Raw genomic sequence first — 20,668 nt, forward strand, 5'->3', positions numbered from 1 at the left:
TTGACGCATTGAACTGCGTCGTAGGGAAGGTAAAGCAAGATGGTACAGGTGAGAGCACACCAGCCGATCAACACGGACGGCAGCATCAACCTCGAGGCTTGGCTCGATCATGCGGTCAGTGTCGATCTGGCACTGGATCGCGAAGCCTTGAAGGACGCGTGCGAGTTCGCTCGCACCGCCGAACAACAAGCCAATGCGGCGAAGAATCTATGGTCCGAAGGGACCTCGAGTTTCCGCACGGGCCTTGAGATCGCCGAAATTCTCGCCGACCTCAAACTCGATCAGGATTCGTTGGTCGCCGCGGTCCTGTACCGCGGCGTGCGCGAAGGCCAGATCGAACTGCCGGCCGTGAGCCAGCGCTTCGGTCCGGTGGTCGCCAAACTCATCGACGGCGTGTTGCGCATGGCGGCGATCAGCGCCAGCCTGAGCCCGCGTCAATCCCTGGTGCTGGGCACGCAAGGCCAGGTCGAAAACCTGCGCAAGATGCTCGTGGCCATGGTCGACGACGTGCGCGTCGCGCTGATCAAACTGGCCGAGCGCACCTGCGCGATCCGCGCGGTGAAAACCGCAGACGACGAGAAGCGCAACCGCGTCGCCCGTGAAGTCTTCGACATCTACGCGCCGCTCGCCCACCGTCTCGGTATCGGTCACATCAAGTGGGAACTGGAGGACTTGTCCTTCCGTTACCTCGAGCCCGATCAGTACAAACAGATCGCCAAGTTGTTGCACGAACGGCGTCTGGATCGCGAGCGCTTCATCGCCGATGTGATGAACCAGCTGAAAGTCGAATTGCAGGCCACTGGCGTCGAGGCCGACATCAGCGGCCGGGCCAAACACATCTATTCGATCTGGCGCAAAATGCAGCGCAAGGGCCTGGAGTTCAGTCAGATCTACGACGTGCGCGCCGTGCGCGTGCTGGTGCCGGAAATGCGCGACTGCTACACCGCGCTCGGCATCGTCCACACCTTGTGGCGGCACATCCCGAAGGAATTCGACGACTACATCGCCAACCCGAAAGAGAACGGCTACCGCTCGCTGCACACTGCGGTGATCGGGCCTGAGGGCAAGGTGCTGGAAGTGCAGATCCGCACCCACGCCATGCACGAAGAAGCCGAGCTGGGCGTTTGCGCGCACTGGCGCTACAAAGGCACCGACGTCAAATCCGGTTCCAACCACTACGAAGAGAAAATCTCCTGGCTGCGTCAGGTCCTCGAGTGGCATGAAGAGCTGGGCGACATTGGTGGTCTGGCGGAACAACTGCGGGTCGATATCGAACCGGACCGGGTGTACATCTTCACGCCGGACGGTCACGCCATCGACTTGCCGAAAGGCGCGACGCCGCTGGACTTCGCCTACCGCGTGCACACCGAAATCGGTCACAACTGCCGTGGCGCGAAGATCAACGGGCGCATCGTACCGCTCAACTACAGCCTGCAAACCGGTGAGCAAGTCGAGATCATCACCAGCAAGCACGGCACCCCGAGCCGCGACTGGCTGAACCCGAACCTGGGCTACATCACCACGTCCCGGGCGCGGGCGAAGATCGTTCACTGGTTCAAATTGCAGGCCCGCGACCAGAACGTCGCGGCCGGCAAGACCTTGCTCGAGCGCGAACTCAGTCGCCTTGGCTTGCCTGCGGTGGATTTCGACAAGCTGGCCGACAAGGCCAACATGAAAACCGCCGAAGACATGTATGCCGCGTTGGGCGCAGGCGATTTGCGCCTGGCGCAACTGGTGAACCTGGCGCAGCAACTGGTCGAGCCGGAACGCGGCAACGAACAGCTGGAGCTGATTCCGCGCAAGGCCACCGGCTACAAGCCGGGCAAGCGCGGCGATATTCAGATCCAGGGTGTCGGCAACCTCATGACCCAAATGGCGGGCTGCTGCCAGCCGTTGCCGGGCGATGCGATCGTCGGTTACATCACCCAGGGCCGTGGCGTGAGCATTCACCGTCAGGACTGCGCCTCGGTGCTGCAACTGGCCGGACGCGAGCCAGAGCGGATCATCCAGGTCAGCTGGGGCCCGGTGCCGGTGCTCACCTATCCGGTGGACATCATCATTCGCGCCTACGACCGTTCCGGTTTGCTGCGTGACGTCTCGCAAGTGCTGCTCAACGAACGGATCAACGTGCTGGCGGTCAACACCCGCTCGAATAAAGAGGACAACACGGCGTTGATGTCCCTGACCATCGAGATTCCGGGGCTGGATGCATTGGGACGGTTGCTGGGGCGGATATCCCAGTTGCCGAACATCATCGAAACCCGGCGTAACCGTACCCCTTGAAGATGCCCCCGTGTGGGAGCTGGCCTGCCAGCGATGCAGGCACCTCGGTCTTTCAGTAGAGTCGAGGTGATGCCATCGCTGGCAGGCCAGCTCCCACAGGTTTTGTGGTGAGAGATAAATGATGTACGGCCTTGAAGATTTGCTGCACCTGATGAACCGACTGCGCGATCCGCAGTTCGGCTGCCCGTGGGACATCAAGCAAACCTACGCGACCATCGTCCCGCACACCCTTGAGGAAGCCTACGAAGTCGCCGACGCCATCGAGCGCGGCGACTTCGATCACCTGCAGGGTGAGCTGGGCGATTTGCTGTTCCAGGTGGTTTATTACAGCCAACTGGCCCGGGAAGAAGGGCGCTTCGAATTCGCCGGTGTCATCGACAGCATCACCCGCAAGCTGATCCGTCGTCATCCCCACGTGTTCCCCACAGGCGATCTGTACGCGCCGCTGGACGTTCCGCGACTGAGTGAGGAACAGGTCAAACAGCGCTGGGAAGAGATCAAGGCCGAAGAGCGCGCCGAGAAGTCCGCGGCGCCGGAACAGTTGTCCTTGCTCGATGATGTACCCGCCGCGCTGCCGGCGTTATCCCGATCCGCCAAGTTGCAGAAGCGCGCAGGGCAGGTCGGTTTCGACTGGCCGGACGCCTTGCCGGTGCTGGACAAGGTCCGCGAAGAGCTCGATGAAGTGCTCGAAGCGATGGCCGACAATGACTCGGCAGCGATTGCCGATGAGGTCGGCGACTTGCTGTTCTCCGTGGTCAATCTGGCGCGTCATCTCAAAGTCGATCCGGAAACCGCCTTGCGCGGCGCCAACAGCAAATTTGAAAGACGCTTCCGTTTTATCGAACAGGCATTGCGCGACACCCACCGTCCCATAGAAGATTGCACCCTTGAAGAGTTGGACGCCTTGTGGGGCGAAGCCAAACGTCAGGAAAAGAATTTGCCCAGCTGCGGATGAGCAGTGGCCTAAGTGAGAAATAAGCACCATGAGCATTTCCCTTCGCGACCAGTTGCTAAAGGCAGGGCTGGTCAACCAAAAGCAGGCCAAACAGGTCGGCAAAGAGAAGCAGAAACAACAGCGCCTGGCCCATAAAGGCCAGATCGAACTCGATGATTCCCAGCAGCGTGCGGCCCAGGAAGCCATGGCCGAAAAGGTCAAGCGCGACCAGGAGCTGAACCGCCAGCAGCAGGAGAAGGCCGAGGCCAAGGCCCGTGCCGCGCAGGTCAAGCAATTGATCGAAGTCTCGCGCCTGCCGAAGCTGACCACCGAGGACTACTACAACTTCGTCGACGACAAGAAGGTCAAGCGCCTTTGCGTCAACACGTTGATGCGCAACAAGCTCAGCAACGGCTCGCTGGCGATCGTGCACCATGCTGGCGGTTACGAAGTAATCCCCCGTGAGGCGGCCCTGAAGATCCAGGAGCGCGATCCGCAACGCATCGTGCAGCTGAACGTGCAAACCGAAGAAGCGGCGGCTGAAGACGATCCATATGCGGCCTATCAGATTCCTGATGATCTGATGTGGTAAGCAGTTAACGGCTGCCACAACGACAAACCCCGCTCATGGCGGGGTTTGTCGTTTTCAATGCTGTCATTGCTTATGCGGATCGGAGCGCTCGTTGCTGCTCCAGTTTTTCCAGTTCGGCCTTGTAGCTGTGGGCATCGGTTTCGGAGTGGAACATGCCCACCAGCAAGTCTTGTTGGTGCACGTCCCAGATCCGGATACCGGCGGCTACGCCTTCGTGGGACTTATGTGAATCGTCGCGTTCAGTTACTTTTACAGTCATCTGCTAGCTCCAATCTCTGTGATATCTGCAGCAAGGCGTGTGCAGGACTCTGTTATATGTTTGGTTAGCTTGCTAAGTAAACGACAGACTTTGGTAACGGTTTTTTGCAAAAATGAAGAAAGTCCTGCAGCCCGCGTAATACGCGGCATTCGGTCGCAGGGCGCTGAGTTTCATGACAAAAGCTTCATGTTTCCATTGAGGAAAATGCCTGGCTTCACACAAAACCTGTGGGAGCGAGCCTGCTCGCGATAGCGGTCTTGTTCATACGGGAATGGCGAATGTGATGCCGTCATCGCGAGCAGGCTCGCTCCAACAGGGTTCTGTGTGTTGGCCAATTTTTGAGCAAAAAAAAACGCCCCGAACCAGTCGGGGCGTTTTTATGTGCGGCGTAGGCGGGGTGTTATTTACCCTGCCAGCGCTGCAGTACCAAGGTCGCGTTGGTGCCACCGAAACCGAAGCTGTTGCTCATCACGGTGTTGAAGGCAACGTCTTCGCGAGTCTTGGTCAGGATCGGCATGTCTGCCACTTCCGGGTCCAGTTCGTCGATGTTGGCGGAACCCGCCATGAAGTTGCCTTCCATCATCAGCATGCAGTAGATCGCTTCGTGAACGCCGGCGGCGCCCAGGGAGTGACCCGACAGGCTCTTGGTGGAGCTGATGGCCGGGGCCTTGTCGCCAAACACTTCACGCACACCTTTCATTTCCGCAACGTCGCCGACCGGAGTCGAAGTGCCGTGGGTGTTCAGGTAGTCGATCGGTGCGTCAACGGTGGACATGGCCATCTGCATGCAGCGGATGGCGCCTTCGCCGCTTGGAGCGACCATGTCGTAGCCGTCGGAGGTCGCGCCGTAGCCAACGATTTCCGCGTAGATCTTCGCGCCGCGGGCCAGAGCGTGTTCCAGCTCTTCGACCACGACCATGCCGCCGCCGCCGGCGATGACAAAACCGTCACGCTTGGCGTCGTAGGCACGGGAAGCTTTTTCCGGGGTTTCGTTGTACTGGCTGGACAGTGCGCCCATGGCGTCGAACAGGAACGACTGGCTCCAATGCTCTTCTTCACCGCCGCCGGCGAACACGATGTCCTGCTTGCCCATCTGGATCTGTTCCATGGCGGTACCGATGCAGTGAGCACTGGTGGCGCAGGCAGAAGCGATGGAGTAGTTCAGGCCCTTGATCTTGAACGGGGTGGCCAGGCACGCGGAAACAGTACTGCTCATGGTCCGTGTTACACGGTATGGGCCAACGCGTTTCACGCCTTTCTCGCGCAGGATGTCCAGCGCTTCCATCTGGTTCAGCGTGGAGGCGCCACCGGAACCGGCGATCAGGCCGGTACGCGGGTTGGAGACTTGCTCATCGGTCAGACCGGAGTCGGCGATGGCGTCTTTCATGGCCAGGTAGGCGTAAGCCGCCGCATGGCCGACGAAGCGATAGATCTTGCGATCGATCAGCTCCTCGAGGGGAAGGTCAATGGAGCCGGAAACCTGGCTACGCAGACCCATTTCGGCATATTCCGGGTTGAACCGGATGCCAGGGCGACTTGCACGCAGGTTAGCGGAGACGGTCTCTTTGTCATTGCCCAGGCACGAAACGATGCCCAGACCAGTGATAACGACGCGGCGCATGCGGATAACCCTTAGAAGTTGTCAGTGGAGGTGAAAACGCCGACCCGAAGGCCTTCGGCGGTGTAGATCTCGCGACCGTCGACAGTCACCGAACCATCGGCGATGGCCAGGTTCAGCTTGCCTTTGAGGACGCGCTTGATATGAATGTTATAGGTCACTTTCTTCGCGGTCGGCAGAACCTGGCCAAAGAACTTCACTTCGCCCGAACCCAGGGCGCGGCCGCGGCCTGGCAGGCCTTGCCAGCCGAGGAAGAAGCCGACCAGTTGCCACATGGCGTCGAGGCCGAGGCAGCCTGGCATCACCGGGTCACCTTCGAAGTGACAGGCGAAAAACCACAGATCCGGAGTGATATCCAGCTCGGCGACCAATTCACCTTTGCCGTACTTGCCGCCTTCTTCGCTGATCAGGGTGATGCGGTCCACCATCAGCATGTTCGGGGCGGGCAGTTGCGCGTTACCCGGGCCGAACAGCTCACCGCGACTGCAGCGCAGCAGGTCTTCCCGAGTAAAGGCGTTTTGTTTGGTCATGCGAGCTCCTCAATAGTCCCATGCGGCAGGTGGGGCAAATCTTCCCGGCCGATCGAAGCGTTCATGCCTCGAGTCAGCAGCCTACTCATAGACTATTGCGTTGTGGTGAAAGTCACAGCACCAAGGACATGAATGTACACTTGTGCACTGAAATTTTTATTCAAGCCCCTTTTCGGGCCTGTTCGGGTGCCTAAGACTGCCGCACTTTCGCCTTTCACGCCAGTCGCAGATGGTCGAAAGGCCTGCACTACTGCACCCATCGCTGCAGAATTTGCTGCAAATCCGTGCGTTTGAACGGCTTGGCCAGGTAATCGTTCATTCCCGCTGATAGACAGGCTTCACGGTCGCCCTGCAAGGCGTTGGCGGTCAGCGCAATGATCGGAAGGTCGGTGCAACCGGGCAGTTGGCGAATCTGTCGGGTGGCTTCGTAGCCATCGATGATCGGCAGTCGGCAATCCATGAGAATGGCTTCGAAGATCAGGCTTTCGGCGCTGCGTACCGCCTGAGCGCCGTCGGTGGCGACGCTGACAGTAAAGCCCAGGCTGCGCAACATGGCTTCGACGACGGTCTGGTTGACCGGATTGTCCTCGACCAGCAGCACATTGCGGCCTTCGCCATCGCCACTGCCGGTCTGCGCGCGTGGCGTGCGCACCGGCAGCGTCTGTTTATAGAGCGCCAGCGGGATTTCCAGGGTGAACGCCGAGCCGCGACCCTCCTCGCTCTGGGCGCGCAAGGTGCCGCCCATGCGTTCCGCCAGGGTGCGGGCAATCGGCAGTCCCAGTCCGGTGCCGCCGTAACGCCTTGAAATAGAACTGTCGGCTTGCTGAAACGCATTGAACATCAATTCCAGGCTTTCGGCCGGGATGCCAATTCCGCTGTCGCGCACAGTGCAGGTGAACCACAACAATTCGTGATCCAGCGACTGCCATTGCGGTTCGATGGTGACGCGGCCCTGTTCGGTGAACTTCAGCGCATTGCCCACCAGGTTCACCAGGATCTGCCGGATCCGCGTCGGGTCGCCCTGAACCTGCAACGCACGCATGTCTTCGGGGATCAGCAACGTCAGATCGAGCCCGCGTTGCAAGGCGCTGTGCTGGAACGACTGGGCGCAACTGCTGATCAAGTCCGCCAGATTGAACGGAATGTGTTCCAGCTCCAGTTCCGAACGCTCGATGCGCGAGAAGTCGAGAATGTCGTTGATGACTTTGAGCAGGTGTTCGGTGGACTCCGAAGCCAGCGCCGCGTACTCGACCTGCTCTTCGGTCATCTCGGTGGTTTCCAGCAATTGCAGCATACCGAGCACGCCATTCATCGGTGTGCGCAGTTCGTGGCTCATCATCGCCAGGAAATCGGATTTGGCGTTGTTGGCCTTTTCCGCTTCTTCGCGGGTCTGGATCAACTGCGCCATGGCCTGATGCTGTTCACGACTGGCCTGTTCGAGACCGCTGGCGAGGTTGTTGATGTGCTGCGAAAGCGCGCCCAGCTCGGTGTCGTCGACAATCGGCAGCGGCGTCTTGTAGTCACCGCTCTGGATCGCCTTGACCGCGTTGCCGATATCGCGGATCGGCTGCGACAGGCTGCCGGCCAGGCGTCGGGCGATCAGGAAGGTAAATAACAGAGCGAACAGCGCAAGGACGCCGGCCTTGAACAGGATTTCCTGTTGGCGCTTGTTGAAGGCGTCATTCGACAGACCGACGATCACCCGCCCCAGATAATCCTCGGCGGGGGCCGTGCTGGCGGCGTTGGCGCCCTGGAAGAAGTCATTGTGCAGCGCGATCCGTTGCAAGCGCACCGGCGCCTGGAACACTTCGACCTGTTGCGAGCGGGTGTGGGTTTCCGACGGGTGCTCGACGTACACCAGAATCCGGTTGGCGCTGTCCTGCACTTCCAGAAAGCGCACATTGGGCGTGGCCAGGGTGGCCTTGAGCAGACTTTCGAGCACCTCGTTGTTACCCGAAATCACCCCGTATTCGGCGGCCGGCGCCAGTTGGTTGGCAATCAGTTGACCGGTGTGGTTGAGCTCCTGACGCAAGTCCTGGATCCGCACGAAGGTGAAGAAGCTGATCAGCAGCAAGGTCAGCAGCAGGGCAGGGCCGAGGCTGATGATCTGGGTGCGGGTATTGATGTCCCAGCGACGATGGAAAGTCATGGGCGGCTTTCTCCTTCGGCCAACTGTGTTGCGACCAACGCTTCATTGATCTGTTCAATGCCTAATGAACGAGCCACTTGAGGGTTACTCAAGACTTTGAAGCGATTGGCGTAATGCGTGCGTGGCCAGGTGGCCGGTGGCTGGTCGAGCAGTTCGTCGAGAATCGCCAGCCAGTCACTCTGGTCGCTGTAGCTGCTGGCCAGGCTTCCGGCCTTGACGAAGCCGGCGTTCGGGCCGATCAGCGCGGTTTGCCGTGCGTAGCTGCTGAGCAGCAGGTTTTTTGCGGTTTTGGGGTTATACAGGTCGGGATCATCGAGGCCCAGCAACACGTCGCTGTTTTTCAGCAAGGCTTGCAAGGGGCGGCTGTCATTAGTGTTGTCCCAGCGTTCGGTGACAATTTCGAGGCCAAGCGGTTGAGCCGCCTGGCGAAGTTCATTCAGAAGAAACTCGCTATGGTTGTCGTACAGCACGCCGATTCGTCTGGCCTGGGGCAGCAGGATTTGGGCCAGGCGCAGTTGCCGATCAGGCGGCGGATCACTCCAGAGCAGACTTAAACGGGCTGGCAGGGCAGTGCCCAGGCGTTGACGGGCTTGCAGACGACTGATGCGCAGCACCAGCGTCGCCGGACCCTGGGGCTCTTGCAGGCGCCAGTCGAGGCTGGGCAGATCCAGCAGGATCAAACGAATGCCGGTCGGCAATTTGCTCGGTGCCGGCAGACCGGCCAATGGCTGGAAGCGCACCGTGTCGCCAGGGCGCAATTCCCCGAGGACCGTCGCGAACGCCTGCATGCCGGGGCTGTCGTCGGCACCGGTCAGCAGAATATCCTCGGCGCTGACCGACAGGCTCACCAGCCCACCGGCAAACACCAGGCACAACCCGGCCAACAGGCGGCCAAGGATTGGCGTCTTGCGCGACGGACACTGCGGCATCTAGAACACCAGCTCCGCGCTGAAGTACATCACCCGTCGCTGGTCGTAGTTGTTATCGACGAACGTGGTGGGTTGATTGTCGAGACGTTGCTGGAGCACACCGGCCAGTTCCAGGCTGGCCTTGCCCAGGCCGATGCGTTTGGCGATGCGTGTGTCGACCCGTTCGAAGCGATAGCCGTTGAGCGCGTCGTCACCATAATAGAAGAGTGCGCTGTTCCAGCCGTGGCCCCAGTTGCGCAGCCAGCCGGCGGAGCCACTGTTGCGCGCGGTCTGTTGCGCATCCAGCGGATTGCTCGCCTGGGCATCGACGCAGGCGTAGGTCAGGCGCAGTCGGTCGGCACTGCCGAGGTGCCAGTCGAGCTGGGTTTCCGCCCCGGTGAAGCGCGAGCTGTTGGCGTTGCTGGCGATGTACTGATTGTTGCGCAACGGCTCGCTGATCATGCCGGTGATCTCGTCGTGGAACACCTTCACGTCCACCGCCAGTCCCCACTCGGCGAAGAAGCCGTTGTAGCCCAGTTCTCTGGAGCGCATGTGTTCCTGCTCAAGGTTGCCGGGGCCGCGGGTCCTGACGAAGTAACGGGCGCTGTTCTGGCCATAGGCGGCGGGTTGCAGGTTGGTCACCCGGTAACTCCAGTTGACGTTGTTCTCGAACATGTCCGGTGAACGAATGGCTTCCGAATACACCGCGCGCAAACCGTGGCGCGGAGTGATCAGGTAGTTGACCGCCACCCGCGGGGTCAGCGAACTGCCGGTCAATTGCGTGTCTTCGAACATCGCACCGCCCTGCAACAACCAGTGTTCGGTCGCTCGCCACTCGAGTTGGCCGAATGCGCGCCACGTAGTGTCGTCGAGCGTGCCATTGAAATAGGTCTCGGAATCGGCCCGGTCGTAACGATAGTTCAGGCCGCTGACCAGTCGCAGACTGTCGGACAGGCTGAGGGTGTCTTGCAGCTCGAGGTCGTAGCGTGATTCACGGGTGCTTTGGTCAATGTCGCCGCACAGGGTTCGCCGGGCGCCGTTTCGCCACTGGTCCAGCACTTGATTGGCCAGGGCTTGCTCCGCCGCCGTGCCGGTCGGTGCGCCGGGGCCGAGGTAGCGCTCGATGTTGCGCGCAAGGCGTTCGGTGTAATTCGGGTTGAGCTGCCAGAGCTCGGTCAGTTCGGGGCTGAACGAGACTTCGGCGTCGCAGGCGCGCCAGGTTTGCTGACGATCCCAGTGCTGGGCCGAGCCTTGAATATAAAGACTGTGATCGGGATTGAGGTCTAGGTTCCAGCGCAAGGAGCCGGCGTAGTCTTTGGCAACGACGTCGGAATTGTTCCCGGCGGCAGTAATCCCCGAGAACACCGGGCGGTAGGTATAAGGCCGCTGATTGCTCCCGTCCTTGGCATTTAGCTGCCAGTCGATGCTTTGCTGTTCGTTGAGTGTCTGGCTGACGGCGAGGTTGAAGCGGTTCAGGCGACGGCTATCGCGATAATCGGCGCCTTTGCGGTCTGAGTCGAAGCCATCGTCCTGCTGGCCGGACAGCGAAAGGCGCATGTCGCCACCGTCCCAACCCACGCCCTGACTGGCGTAAAAATCGTCGATACCGCGCTGACCGCGGGTGACTTTCAACCGCGTGCCGTGGCTGTCGGTCGGATTGCGGGTGATGATATTGACCACCGCCATCAGCGCATTGGCGCCATAGCTGACGGTATTCGGGCCGCGGAAGACTTCGATGCGCTCGATGTCTTCCATGGCCACCGGAATGTCACTCCAGTCCACTGTGGCCAGGCCGGCGCGATACACCGAGCGGCCATCGATCAGCACCTGCATGCGCCGCGCTTCGCTGGCGTTGGTGCCGTGGTAATTCACGGCAGCCTGATTGCCGGTGATGTTGCCGACCATCATTCCTGGCACCAGGCGCAGCAACTCGCTGATGTCCCGGGCGCCGCTGGCGTTGATCAGTTCGCTGTCGATCACCGTCATGCTCCCCGGCACCGCGGCTGGCGACTGTTTCAGGCGCGTAGCCGTCAGTACCTGCGGCAGTGGCTCACTGTCGAGAAACAGGTCGTCGGCCAACAATGGCGGGCTGACGATCAGCGCCAGAAGCAGCGGCGAGTGGGGTGAAGCAGAGCCAAACGACACAACACATCCTTGATAGCGATTTCACTGGCGCGCATGTTAACCGAGCCGGTCGACTTTTCCAGTCACGATGACGGCATTTTCCTCGGATTTATTGGTCTTCTTCAGACAAGTGCCGGTAATTGACGCGGGGGCTGGCCGCCACTGGGCCGCTCCGTATAATGCCGGCATCGCCACTGGTATGGATTAACGGATTGCATATGACTGAACAGCGCCCGATTGCGGTCCTGGGAGGCGGAAGTTTTGGTACCGCCGTGGCTAACCTGCTGGCCGAGAACGGGCATCAGGTCCGGCAGTGGATGCGTGACCCTGAACAGGCAGAAGCCATTCGGGTCAATCGCGAAAACCCGCGTTACCTCAAAGGCATCAAGATTCTCCCCGGAGTGGAAGCGGTCACTGACCTGCAAGCCACGCTGGAGGCTTGCGACCTGTGCTTCGTTGCACTGCCGTCCAGCGCACTGCGCTCGGTACTGGCCCCGCACGCCGAACGCTTGAGCGGCAAGCTGCTGGTCAGCCTGACCAAGGGCATCGAAGCCCACACGTTTAAACTGATGAGCGAGATCCTCGAAGAGATCGCCCCGCAAGCGCGCATCGGCGTGCTGTCCGGGCCGAACCTGGCCCGTGAAATCGCCGAGCACGCACTGACCGCCACTGTGGTCGCCAGCGAAGACGAAGAACTCTGCCAACGGGTTCAGGAAGCGCTGCACGGCCGCACCTTTCGCGTTTACGCCAGCGCCGATCGCTTCGGCGTGGAGTTGGGCGGGGCGCTGAAAAACGTCTACGCGATCATCGCCGGCATGGCGGTGGCGCTGGGCATGGGCGAAAACACCAAGAGCATGCTGATTACCCGGGCGCTGGCGGAAATGACCCGCTTTGCCGTGAATCAGGGTGCCAACCCGATGACGTTCTTGGGGCTCGCGGGCGTGGGCGATTTGATCGTGACCTGTTCGTCGCCGAAAAGCCGCAATTACCAGGTCGGATTCGCCCTTGGTCAAGGTTTGAGTCTGGAAGACGCGGTAACGCGCCTGGGCGAAGTCGCGGAAGGCGTGAATACCTTGAAAGTGCTCAAGGCCAAGGCCCAGGAAGTGGGCGTTTACATGCCGCTGGTCGCCGGGCTGCACGCGATTCTGTTCGAAGGGCGCACGCTGAATCAGGTGATTGAATTGTTGATGCGCGGCGAACCGAAAACCGACGTCGACTTTATTTCCACCAGTGGTTTCAACTGATTCATCAGGGAGAGCGAGACATGAACGAGCCGAAAACAGAAGCCCAATACGAATCCATCCTGCTGCGGGTGTTGTGGATGATTGTCTTCCTGCTGGTCTGGCAGGTGGCGCAATTCATCCTCGGCGCCGTGGTGCTGGTGCAACTGGTCTATCGTTTGTTTTATGGCGCCCCGAGCGCCAGCCTGATGAATTTCGGCGACAGCCTGAGCCAGTTCCTGGCGCAGATCGGTCGTTTCGGCACGTTCCACAGCGACCAGAAACCCTGGCCGTTCGCCGACTGGCCGACGCCGCGTACGCCGGAGGGTGAAGCGCCACACGTCGTGGCACCTGCGCCGCATCCGGCCCGAGATGAGGAACCCAAGCTATGAAACTCTGGGTATTGCGTCATGGTGAGGCCGAGCCACATGGCAAAGGTCCTGATTCCGAGCGGGCATTGACCGACCACGGTCGTAAAGAAGTGTTGCGCACGGCCGCCGAGTTGGCCGGCAAGCCGCTGACCGCGATCTATGCCAGTCCATACCTGCGAGCGCAGGAGACTGCAGAAATCGTGCGTACAGCGTTGAATTTCGCGCCGGAGATTCGCACCGTCGATTGGCTGACTCCCGATAGCCGCCCGCAAGCAGTGGCTGAACAGTTGGTGTCTGTAGATCACGCGCTGCTGGTCAGTCACAACCCGCTGGTAGGGAATTTGCTGGGCTATCTGCAACACGGTCATGTGCAGGATCCGGAAAGGGTTGCCACCGCCGGTCTCGCCGAACTGGAAGGGGATTCGCCACAGGCCGGGGCGATGAAGCTCAACAGCATCAAGCACCCGTAGGGGCAGGCAGAAGAGGTTTCTGCGGCGAGGGAGCAAGCTCCCTCGGGGGCGCGCCGTTTGTTTGTTTCTTTGTGTGAAATAGTCAACCAAGCAACCGCTTGGTTGACTACGCTTGCTCCAGAACAAAAAACACAGGAGCGAGTCGCATGTCTGCTGCTTTTCGTTTGCCGCTGGACGTTTTTTACGAACGTGAGGCCCGTCATCCCCGTCAGCGCTTTCTGGTTCAACCGGTGGGTGGAGGCCAGGTCGAAACCCTGACCTGGGAAGACGTCGGTCACCAGGCCCGTTGCGCCGCGCACTGGCTGCGCGCGCGGGAATTGCCGCAAGGCAGCCACATCGCCCTGATCTCGAAAAACTGTGCGCACTGGATCATCGCCGACCTGGCGATCTGGATGGCCGGGCACGTCTCGGTGCCGTTGTACCCGAACCTCACCGCCGAATCCGTCGCGCAAGTCCTCGAACACTCCGAAGCGGCGCTGGCGTTTATCGGCAAACTCGATGACTGGCCCGGCATGTCCCGCGGCGTCAGCCCCGACCTGCCGACCATCAGCCTGCCACTGCATCCGCCGGGCAGCTTCGATTTCAGCTGGGCCGACCTGCAAGCCTGTTCACCGATCCAGGACAACCCGACACCTGCCGCCGACCAGTTGGCGACCATCATTTACACCTCCGGCACCACCGGCATGCCCAAAGGCGTGATGCACAGCTTTGGCAATCTGGGCTTCGCCACCACCCGCGGCACGCAGTTGTTCGGCCTCAATGAGTCGGACCGGCTGCTGTCGTACCTGCCGCTGTGCCATGTGGCCGAGCGAATGTTCGTTGAACTGGCCTCGATCTATACCGGGCAAACCGTGTTCTTCGCCGAGAGCCTCGATACGTTTCTGACCGATTTGCGGCGCGCGCGGCCCACCGCGTTGTTCGGTGTGCCACGCATCTGGACCAAGTTCCAGATGGGCGTGTACAGCAAGATCCCGGCGAAACGCCTCGAGTTCCTGCTCGGACTACCCCTCATCGGCAAGCGGGTAGGGCACAAAGTGCTCGTGGGGCTTGGGCTGGACGCCTTGCGCGTCGCGCTGTCCGGCGCGGCACCGGTGCCGCAGACCTTGTTGCTGTGGTATCGAAAGCTCGGGCTGGACGTTCTGGAGGTGTACGGCATGACCGAAAGCTGCGGTTATTCCCACATCGGCCGGCCCGGCGAAAACAAGCCTGGCTGGATTGGCAAGCCTTGCCCGGAGGTTGAAGTGCGGATCGCCGAATCGGGCGAGGTCATGGTGCGCAGCGGCGCGACCATGCTCGGGTATTTCAAGGAACCGGAAAAAACCGCCGACACGATTACGGCGGACGGCTTCCTGCGGACCGGTGACAAGGGCGAGCAAGACGCCGAAGGCAACCTGCGCCTGACTGGACGGCTGAAGGAGATTTTCAAGACCAGCAAAGGCAAATACGTGGCCCCGGCACCGATTGAAAACCGCCTGGCAGTCCATTCTCGGATCGAACAGGTGTGCGTGGTCGGCGACGGTTTGAGTGCGCCGCTGGGACTGTGCGTGCTCTCGGCGATGGGGCAGCAGGACGCGGACGGAAGCGCGCGCGCCGGTCTGCATTCAAGCCTGGAAAAACTGCTGGAGGAGGTCAACCACGCGCTCGACAAGCATGAGCGCCTGCACCGTCTTGTGATCGTCAAAGACAGCTGGGGCGTGGAAAACGGCTTCCTGACGCCAACCCTGAAGATCAAACGCAACGTGATCGAAGCGGCTTACGGTACCCGGTTCGAAGAATGGAGCGAGCGCAGCGAAGCGGTGCTGTGGCAGGATTGAACCACCAATAAAACCAACAAAGGATGTCAGCAATGAGTTTGTGGCGTACCACTCCCAACATCGAGCAGTTGAACGCAATCCAGAAAAACACCATTGGCGAAGTGCTGGATATCCGCTTCGAAGCCTTCGATGAAGAGTCGCTGACGGCGAGCATGGTCATCGACCACCGTACCCACCAGCCTTACGGCCTGCTGCACGGCGGGGCCTCGGTGGTGCTGGCTGAAACCGTCGGCTCCATGGCCAGCTATCTGTGCATCGACGCGAGCAAGTTTTACTGCGTGGGCCTGGAAATCAACGCCAACCATTTGCGTGGGCTGCGCAGCGGGCGGGTGACTGCGGTGGCCAAGCCGATTCACATCGGGCGCACCACGCATGTCTGGGATATACGGCTGACCAGCGATGAGGGCAAGGCCAGTTGTGTGTCGCGGTTGACCATGGCGGTGGTGGCGTTGGGGGACACGCCGCCAGGAAAATAACCTGCGGATCCACACGGGATGGGCTGGTCATTAACTCGACGAGCCTCTGTGTCTGATCGTCATGGGAATGTCATGGCCGTTGGGCAGATCGGGATGGTAGCTCTCACCGATCGCCGGGGTGAAGTTGTCCAGAGTGAAGTCACCGTCACCAATTTGGAACAGTTCAGCGGTGCCGCGCTGCACATGCTGACCTAGCAATGTTCGAACGGTGGTATACGCGCTCAAGGTGCTCTGCAACCCCATAGTGAGGTTGGGGTTCGTTATAGAATCAGTCAGCGGTGATGATAAGTACGTCAGCGAAGCTGTAACACTCGTTGCGGCTGTACGGGTAAAGAGTCCGTACATCAACTCCCAAAGCCTTGGCACTTGCAGTCGATTTGTTCCCCGGGTATAGGTTCCGCCCAAAAACGCATTGATTGTGATGGTGGAAGCTGCGTCGATACCTTCGACGGTAGCACTGATGAACAGTCCTACCACGGCCGACGTTTCGGCTCGAGCTGCTCCTGTGCCGAACAGTGCGGATCCATAAACCAATGCACGGAAAAACGCGCTAAGTGCGGAGGGTGGCAACGTCACTCTCGGGCCCAGTTCCGCGTTCGTTCTCTGGGCAGCCTCTCTCGTGAGGTTCCCCGATGCAGAAGTAATGAAAGCGATTGCGGTCGTGTTCAATTCGCCCGGATCACTCCAATATGCATAAAGAGGGATAGCGCCTCCAAACACTGCTCCCACCAACCCTCCCAGGCCTGCTGCCACCCGTTGAGTGGTTCGATTGTTTGTGTAACGAGACGCCATTTGGCTTCCTGCCCCCATCCCCATGGATCCCCAAGCCATCGCTCCTACACCGGTGCCCAGCACCGTCATGGCGAGGTTGACACCAGGATCGACACTTCGGCCATCCGAGCCCTCCGTTTCACTGCTCGCCAATTCAGCAATTCCCATTGCCGTTCCCCATCGAACAAAACCGCCAACAAGAGAGGCTGAAAAATCTCGTCCGAACGATGCCGCTGCTGCGCCAGTCACCTGATTTGACGTGATCAATCCTTGAAGATCGACGTGCCCCACCGGATTGCCATGGACCATGGCGAACAGGTTCAACCCATCGACGACACCACTCGGATCCGCATTCAGCCACCGCTGGCACCACGGCACGTAATAACGATACCCGTAGTAATACAGCCCTGTGGCATCCCGTTGCTGCCCCGAATAACGAATCGTTTTATAACTGGCTTCCAGCTTGTTCCTCCCGGCCCACCAGCAGGTTCCGCCGAAGGGATAGTAGCTTTCCCATGCAATCAGTCTGGCGGCTCCATCCACCTCGACGGTGCTGGAGTTCAAATGATCGGTGAAATTGTAGCGATGCTGATGCTGGGGAATATCTGATGCTGGTCGTTTCTCCCAATGAAGCACCTGCACCGTGCCGCGCCCGGCCTTGACCGTGATGACGTGGAGAATTTCGTCAGGGGACGTACGAATTTCCAGACCCGGCAGGTAGCGGGTTTCGTGCGTACGGGTCAATGTGCCGGTGTAGGCCTGGCGGATTTTGCGCAGGCGTTGGCCGCTGCCGTCGTAGAGGTAAAACTCGATGTCGTCTGGCTCATCCTCACGCACCACTTGGTCTACCTGGCGCAACCGATTGCCCAGATCCCAACGCAGACCTTGTCCCGGTTGAAGACTGGTGCGGTTGCCGTTGACGTCATAACCGGCGGCAATCTCGTTCTCGTCGGGCAGCTCGCCATTGGCTTTTTGCGGCAGATTGCGATTATTGGAACGGGCGATGGCCGTGCGTTCGGTACGGTTTCCACTGTCCGCCTGATGCTGCATGACCTCCAGGTTGCCGGCCTTGTCGTAGGAGTAGAGGCGTGTGTAGTTTTCCAGTTGCCCCGGATCCGGAACGGGCTGGAAGGCCGGTAATTGCGGCCCGCCCGGGGCGTTGCGAAGCTGCCGGCCGCTGGCTTCTATCAGTCGATAGAGACTGTCGTAGCGGTAGCGATCAGTGGGTTCGATTCGCTGGTTGCGGTGATAGTGAATCAGATTGGCAGCATCCGTCAGACAAACAATATTGCCCACCGCGTCATACTCGTAGGTCACCTGTTGCAGGGCTGACTGGCCCTCCACGTATGCTTTCAGCCGGTCAAGTCGGCCATCTTCGTGCCGAAACGTCGCGCACGAAATGACACCGTTTCCTGCGCGTTGGTGTTCGACCATGCCGAAGGCGTTGTACTGGATGTCACTGACCAGCGTATTTTCTTTGGTCTGCCCGGTCAGCGTGAGGCGGATTTCCTTCAGCTCGCCGGCGCAGTTCTGACTGGATGCCTGAACATTGCCTTTCGCATCGGTCTGCCTGACCGGCTCGCCTGCCGCATTGCAGTGAATGCGGGTGACAGCGGATTCATCCTCAAGAAAAGCATCGCACTCGTCCTCGGTTTCGGGCCAGTCCACGGACCATAGCGGATCGTCGACAAACGTACGGCTGTGTACCAGCGGCGTGCCGGCGAGGCCGAATTCAATGAAGTGCAAAGTACCTGCGGTGTCGTCCTGTCGAATCAACTGACCGCGCCGGTTATGTGATTCATCGGCGCTGTTGTCGGCATAGGCATACCTCGCGATGCAACGTTGTGGTCCACCGTGGGCGCTTTCAAATGCGGCGATTGGCCGACGTTGCCCGTCGTAACGCACCTGGCTTTGACTGAGCTTCTGATCCCAACCCTCAACGCCTTGCCCATCTTCGCCGAGCAATCCCAGACGCCATCCAGCATCACCGTTTTCGGACAGCAGCACGGCCCCCGACAAACTGACCACATTGAGTTGATTGGCTGCCGACCGGCCTTCCAGGTGCAAGAGAAACAGCCGTGGATCGCGGCTTAGTACTGCACGCCCGGCAACGCTGTGGATCTGCTGGGTGATGCAGCTTTCCGGCGCTTGCGCACCGTCGCGCCGGTGATACGCCACTTCGCGCACGCCCAGTCTCCGAGCGTCGATCACTTCGATGGCGGGTGTGTTTGCATGAGTCATGGCGGGCGTTGTCTGAGGTTTGGCGATTCCGTTTTTATCCTCGTCATGGGGCCCGATAGTCAACTGTCAGAAATAACAGGTACAGGTCAAGAACAGGGGTTATAGGCATGGCGCGACTGTCATCATTCCTGGCAGTTACAGTCATTGCGGATCCCGGCGGGCTTGCGGACAATCGACTCTGTTTTCGTTGATGGATCGGCCGGTATGTCGCAGCAGATATTTTTCGCCCACGCCAATGGCTTTCCCTCGGGAACCTACGGCAAGTTGTTCACGGCGTTGGCGCCTGAGTATCAGGTCGCGCACTTGCAGCAGCACGCCCACGACCCGCGTTTCCCGGCGGACGACAACTGGAGCAACCTGGTGGACGAGCTGATTCATCACCTGGAGCAGCAGCCGGAACCGGTGTGGGGGGTGGGCCATTCCTTTGGTGGCGTGCTGCACCTGCACGCGGCGTTGCGTTGCCCCGAACTGTATCGTGGCGTGGTGATGCTCGATTCGCCGGTGCTGACCCGTGCCGATCAATGGGTCATCCGTGCCGCCAAGCGCTTCGGTTTTATCGACCGCCTGACCCCGGCCGGTCGGACGTTGGGGCGGCGGGAAGAGTTCACCGATCTGGAAGCTGCCCGATTGTATTTCGCTGGAAAAACCCTGTTTCGCAGCTTCGACCCGGAATGTTTCGACGCTTACCTGCAACACGGTCTGCACAAGGTTGGCGACAAACTGCGCCTGCGTTTCGACCCTGCCACGGAAATCAGCATCTACCGTGGCGTGCCCCACACCAGCCCCGGCCGGGCACGGCAGCTGAAAGTGCCACTGGCGGTGGTGCGTGGCCACAAGAGTCGGGTTGTGATGCGCCATCACGCCAGTTCCGTCGGGCGCATGCCGTTGGGCGAATCCCTGACCATGCCCGGCGGGCACATGTTTCCCCTCGAACGCCCACAGGACACCGCCACGCTGCTGAAAAACCTGTTCAGCCGCTGGGAAGGTCGCCGGCAGCAGGATCACGCATGAGTCATGTCGTTGAAGAAGTCCGCCTGAGCCTGCCGCACATCGAGCTGGCAGCGCACCTGTTTGGCCCCGAAGACGGCTTGCCGGTGATTGCCTTGCACGGCTGGCTGGACAACGCCAACAGCTTTGCCCGGTTGGCGCCGAAGCTCAAAGGGCTGCGCATCATTGCGCTGGATATGGCCGGTCACGGTCATTCCGGGCATCGGCCGCCCGGCGCCGGTTATGCAATGTGGGACTACGCCCACGACGTGCTGCAAGTCGCCGAACAGCTTGGCTTGAAGCGTTTTGCGCTGATGGGGCACTCCATGGGCGCGATCGCTTCGTTGATCATCGCCGGTTCGCTACCGGAACGTGTCACCCATCTGGCCTTGATAGACGGCATCATTCCTCCTACAGACAAAGGCGAAAATGCAGCCGAGCGCATGGGCATGGCCCTGCAAGCGCAACTGGATCTGCGGGAAAAACGCAAACCGGTCTACGACACCCTCGACCGCGCCATCGAAGCGCGCATGAAAGGGCTGGTCGCCGTCAGCCGCGAAGCCGCCGAACTGCTGGCCCAGCGTGGCTTGATGCCAGTGCCGGGCGGCTACACCTGGCGGACCGACAACCGTCTGACGCTGCCGTCGCCGCTGCGTCTGACCACTGAACAGGCCATGGCCTTCGTCCAGCGGGTCAGCTGTCCTGCGCTGCTGGTCGTCGCGGGTGACGGCATGCTCGCCAAACATCCCGAGCTGCTGGAGCGTCTACCCTTTAGCCATGAACAGCTGCCTGGCGGTCATCATTTGCACCTGAATGACGAATCCGGTGCCGACCTTGTCGCAGACTGTTTCAATCGGTTCTTCGCCGTTCCTTGACTTGCGCCGGGCAACTGTCGAGGCTGGGCGGGTTGAAATGGGAGAC

At 60.3% G+C, this 20,668-nt stretch carries 17 protein-coding genes; 10 read left to right on the forward strand and 7 right to left on the reverse strand.

What is annotated here, in order from left to right; translation table 11 throughout:
• Positions 1-39: 39 nt before the first annotated feature.
• From relA to ACM6IQ_RS13975, 3 genes are all read left to right on the forward strand, one after another.
• Complete coding sequence (gene relA, locus ACM6IQ_RS13965) at positions 40-2,283, forward strand: GTP diphosphokinase (RefSeq protein ID WP_017340169.1); 2,244 nt, start codon at positions 40-42, stop codon at positions 2,281-2,283.
• 121 nt (positions 2,284-2,404) lie between these two features.
• Positions 2,405-3,238: a nucleoside triphosphate pyrophosphohydrolase gene (gene mazG, locus ACM6IQ_RS13970; RefSeq protein ID WP_414879098.1), complete on the forward strand. Its 834-nt coding sequence runs from the start codon at positions 2,405-2,407 to the stop codon at positions 3,236-3,238.
• Positions 3,239-3,266: 28 nt separating this feature from the next.
• Positions 3,267-3,809 (forward strand): DUF2058 domain-containing protein, encoded by a 543-nt coding sequence (locus ACM6IQ_RS13975; RefSeq protein WP_017340167.1) that lies wholly within the window; start codon positions 3,267-3,269, stop codon positions 3,807-3,809.
• Positions 3,810-3,879: 70 nt separating this feature from the next.
• On the opposite strand, the gene ACM6IQ_RS13980 is transcribed toward ACM6IQ_RS13975, so the two are convergent.
• From ACM6IQ_RS13980 to ACM6IQ_RS14005, 6 genes are all read right to left on the reverse strand, one after another.
• A complete protein-coding gene (locus tag ACM6IQ_RS13980; RefSeq protein ID WP_017340166.1) occupies positions 3,880-4,068 on the reverse strand; it encodes a hypothetical protein in 189 nt (62 codons plus the stop codon).
• Between the two features lie 400 nt (positions 4,069-4,468).
• Entirely contained in the window at positions 4,469-5,689 is a 1,221-nt protein-coding gene (gene fabB, locus ACM6IQ_RS13985; protein ID WP_017340165.1) for a beta-ketoacyl-ACP synthase I, read from the reverse strand.
• An 11-nt stretch (positions 5,690-5,700) separates the two neighbouring features.
• Positions 5,701-6,216, reverse strand: a complete 516-nt coding sequence (fabA, locus tag ACM6IQ_RS13990) for a 3-hydroxyacyl-[acyl-carrier-protein] dehydratase FabA (RefSeq protein WP_003179264.1) — start codon at positions 6,214-6,216, stop codon at positions 5,701-5,703.
• A gap of 247 nt (positions 6,217-6,463) precedes the next feature.
• Positions 6,464-8,365 (reverse strand): ATP-binding protein, encoded by a 1,902-nt coding sequence (locus ACM6IQ_RS13995; protein WP_414879087.1) that lies wholly within the window; start codon positions 8,363-8,365, stop codon positions 6,464-6,466.
• A complete protein-coding gene (locus ACM6IQ_RS14000; RefSeq protein ID WP_414879088.1) occupies positions 8,362-9,294 on the reverse strand; it encodes an ABC transporter substrate-binding protein in 933 nt (310 codons plus the stop codon). Before ACM6IQ_RS14000 ends, ACM6IQ_RS13995 begins: the two co-directional genes overlap by 4 nt.
• Positions 9,295-11,418: a TonB-dependent receptor plug domain-containing protein gene (locus tag ACM6IQ_RS14005; protein ID WP_414879089.1), complete on the reverse strand. Its 2,124-nt coding sequence runs from the start codon at positions 11,416-11,418 to the stop codon at positions 9,295-9,297.
• Between the two features lie 197 nt (positions 11,419-11,615).
• Between ACM6IQ_RS14005 and ACM6IQ_RS14010 the strand changes: the two genes are divergently transcribed.
• The 5 genes from ACM6IQ_RS14010 to ACM6IQ_RS14030 all read left to right on the forward strand — a co-directional run bounded on the left by ACM6IQ_RS14010 (position 11,616) and on the right by ACM6IQ_RS14030 (position 15,748).
• A complete protein-coding gene (locus ACM6IQ_RS14010; protein WP_414879090.1) occupies positions 11,616-12,641 on the forward strand; it encodes an NAD(P)H-dependent glycerol-3-phosphate dehydrogenase in 1,026 nt (341 codons plus the stop codon).
• A 20-nt stretch (positions 12,642-12,661) separates the two neighbouring features.
• Positions 12,662-13,009 carry a DUF4389 domain-containing protein gene (locus ACM6IQ_RS14015; protein ID WP_017340160.1) on the forward strand — a complete coding sequence of 116 codons (348 nt, stop codon included), beginning with the start codon at positions 12,662-12,664 and terminating at the stop codon, positions 13,007-13,009.
• A complete protein-coding gene (gene sixA, locus ACM6IQ_RS14020; RefSeq protein WP_017340159.1) occupies positions 13,006-13,458 on the forward strand; it encodes a phosphohistidine phosphatase SixA in 453 nt (150 codons plus the stop codon). Before ACM6IQ_RS14015 ends, sixA begins: the two co-directional genes overlap by 4 nt.
• Before the next feature lie 146 nt (positions 13,459-13,604).
• Complete coding sequence (locus tag ACM6IQ_RS14025) at positions 13,605-15,272, forward strand: AMP-binding protein (protein ID WP_017340158.1); 1,668 nt, start codon at positions 13,605-13,607, stop codon at positions 15,270-15,272.
• Between the two features lie 32 nt (positions 15,273-15,304).
• The gene (locus ACM6IQ_RS14030; RefSeq protein ID WP_017340157.1) at positions 15,305-15,748 is read left to right on the forward strand and encodes a hotdog fold thioesterase; all 444 of its coding nucleotides are present in this window, start codon (positions 15,305-15,307) and stop codon (positions 15,746-15,748) included.
• A gap of 30 nt (positions 15,749-15,778) precedes the next feature.
• Here the strand turns inward: ACM6IQ_RS14030 and ACM6IQ_RS14035 are convergent, their stop codons facing one another.
• A complete protein-coding gene (locus ACM6IQ_RS14035) occupies positions 15,779-18,760 on the reverse strand; it encodes an RHS repeat-associated core domain-containing protein (RefSeq protein WP_414879091.1) in 2,982 nt (993 codons plus the stop codon).
• Between the two features lie 204 nt (positions 18,761-18,964).
• Between ACM6IQ_RS14035 and ACM6IQ_RS14040 the strand changes: the two genes are divergently transcribed.
• Complete coding sequence (locus tag ACM6IQ_RS14040; protein WP_017340155.1) at positions 18,965-19,771, forward strand: alpha/beta fold hydrolase; 807 nt, start codon at positions 18,965-18,967, stop codon at positions 19,769-19,771.
• Positions 19,768-20,622 carry an alpha/beta hydrolase gene (locus ACM6IQ_RS14045; RefSeq protein WP_414879092.1) on the forward strand — a complete coding sequence of 285 codons (855 nt, stop codon included), beginning with the start codon at positions 19,768-19,770 and terminating at the stop codon, positions 20,620-20,622. The genes ACM6IQ_RS14040 and ACM6IQ_RS14045 overlap by 4 nt, the downstream gene beginning before the upstream one ends.
• Positions 20,623-20,668 lie beyond the last annotated feature (46 nt).

The sequence above is a fragment of the Pseudomonas sp. IT-P100 genome, assembly GCF_949767185.1.
Lineage (GTDB): Bacteria > Pseudomonadota > Gammaproteobacteria > Pseudomonadales > Pseudomonadaceae > Aquipseudomonas > Aquipseudomonas fluorescens_B.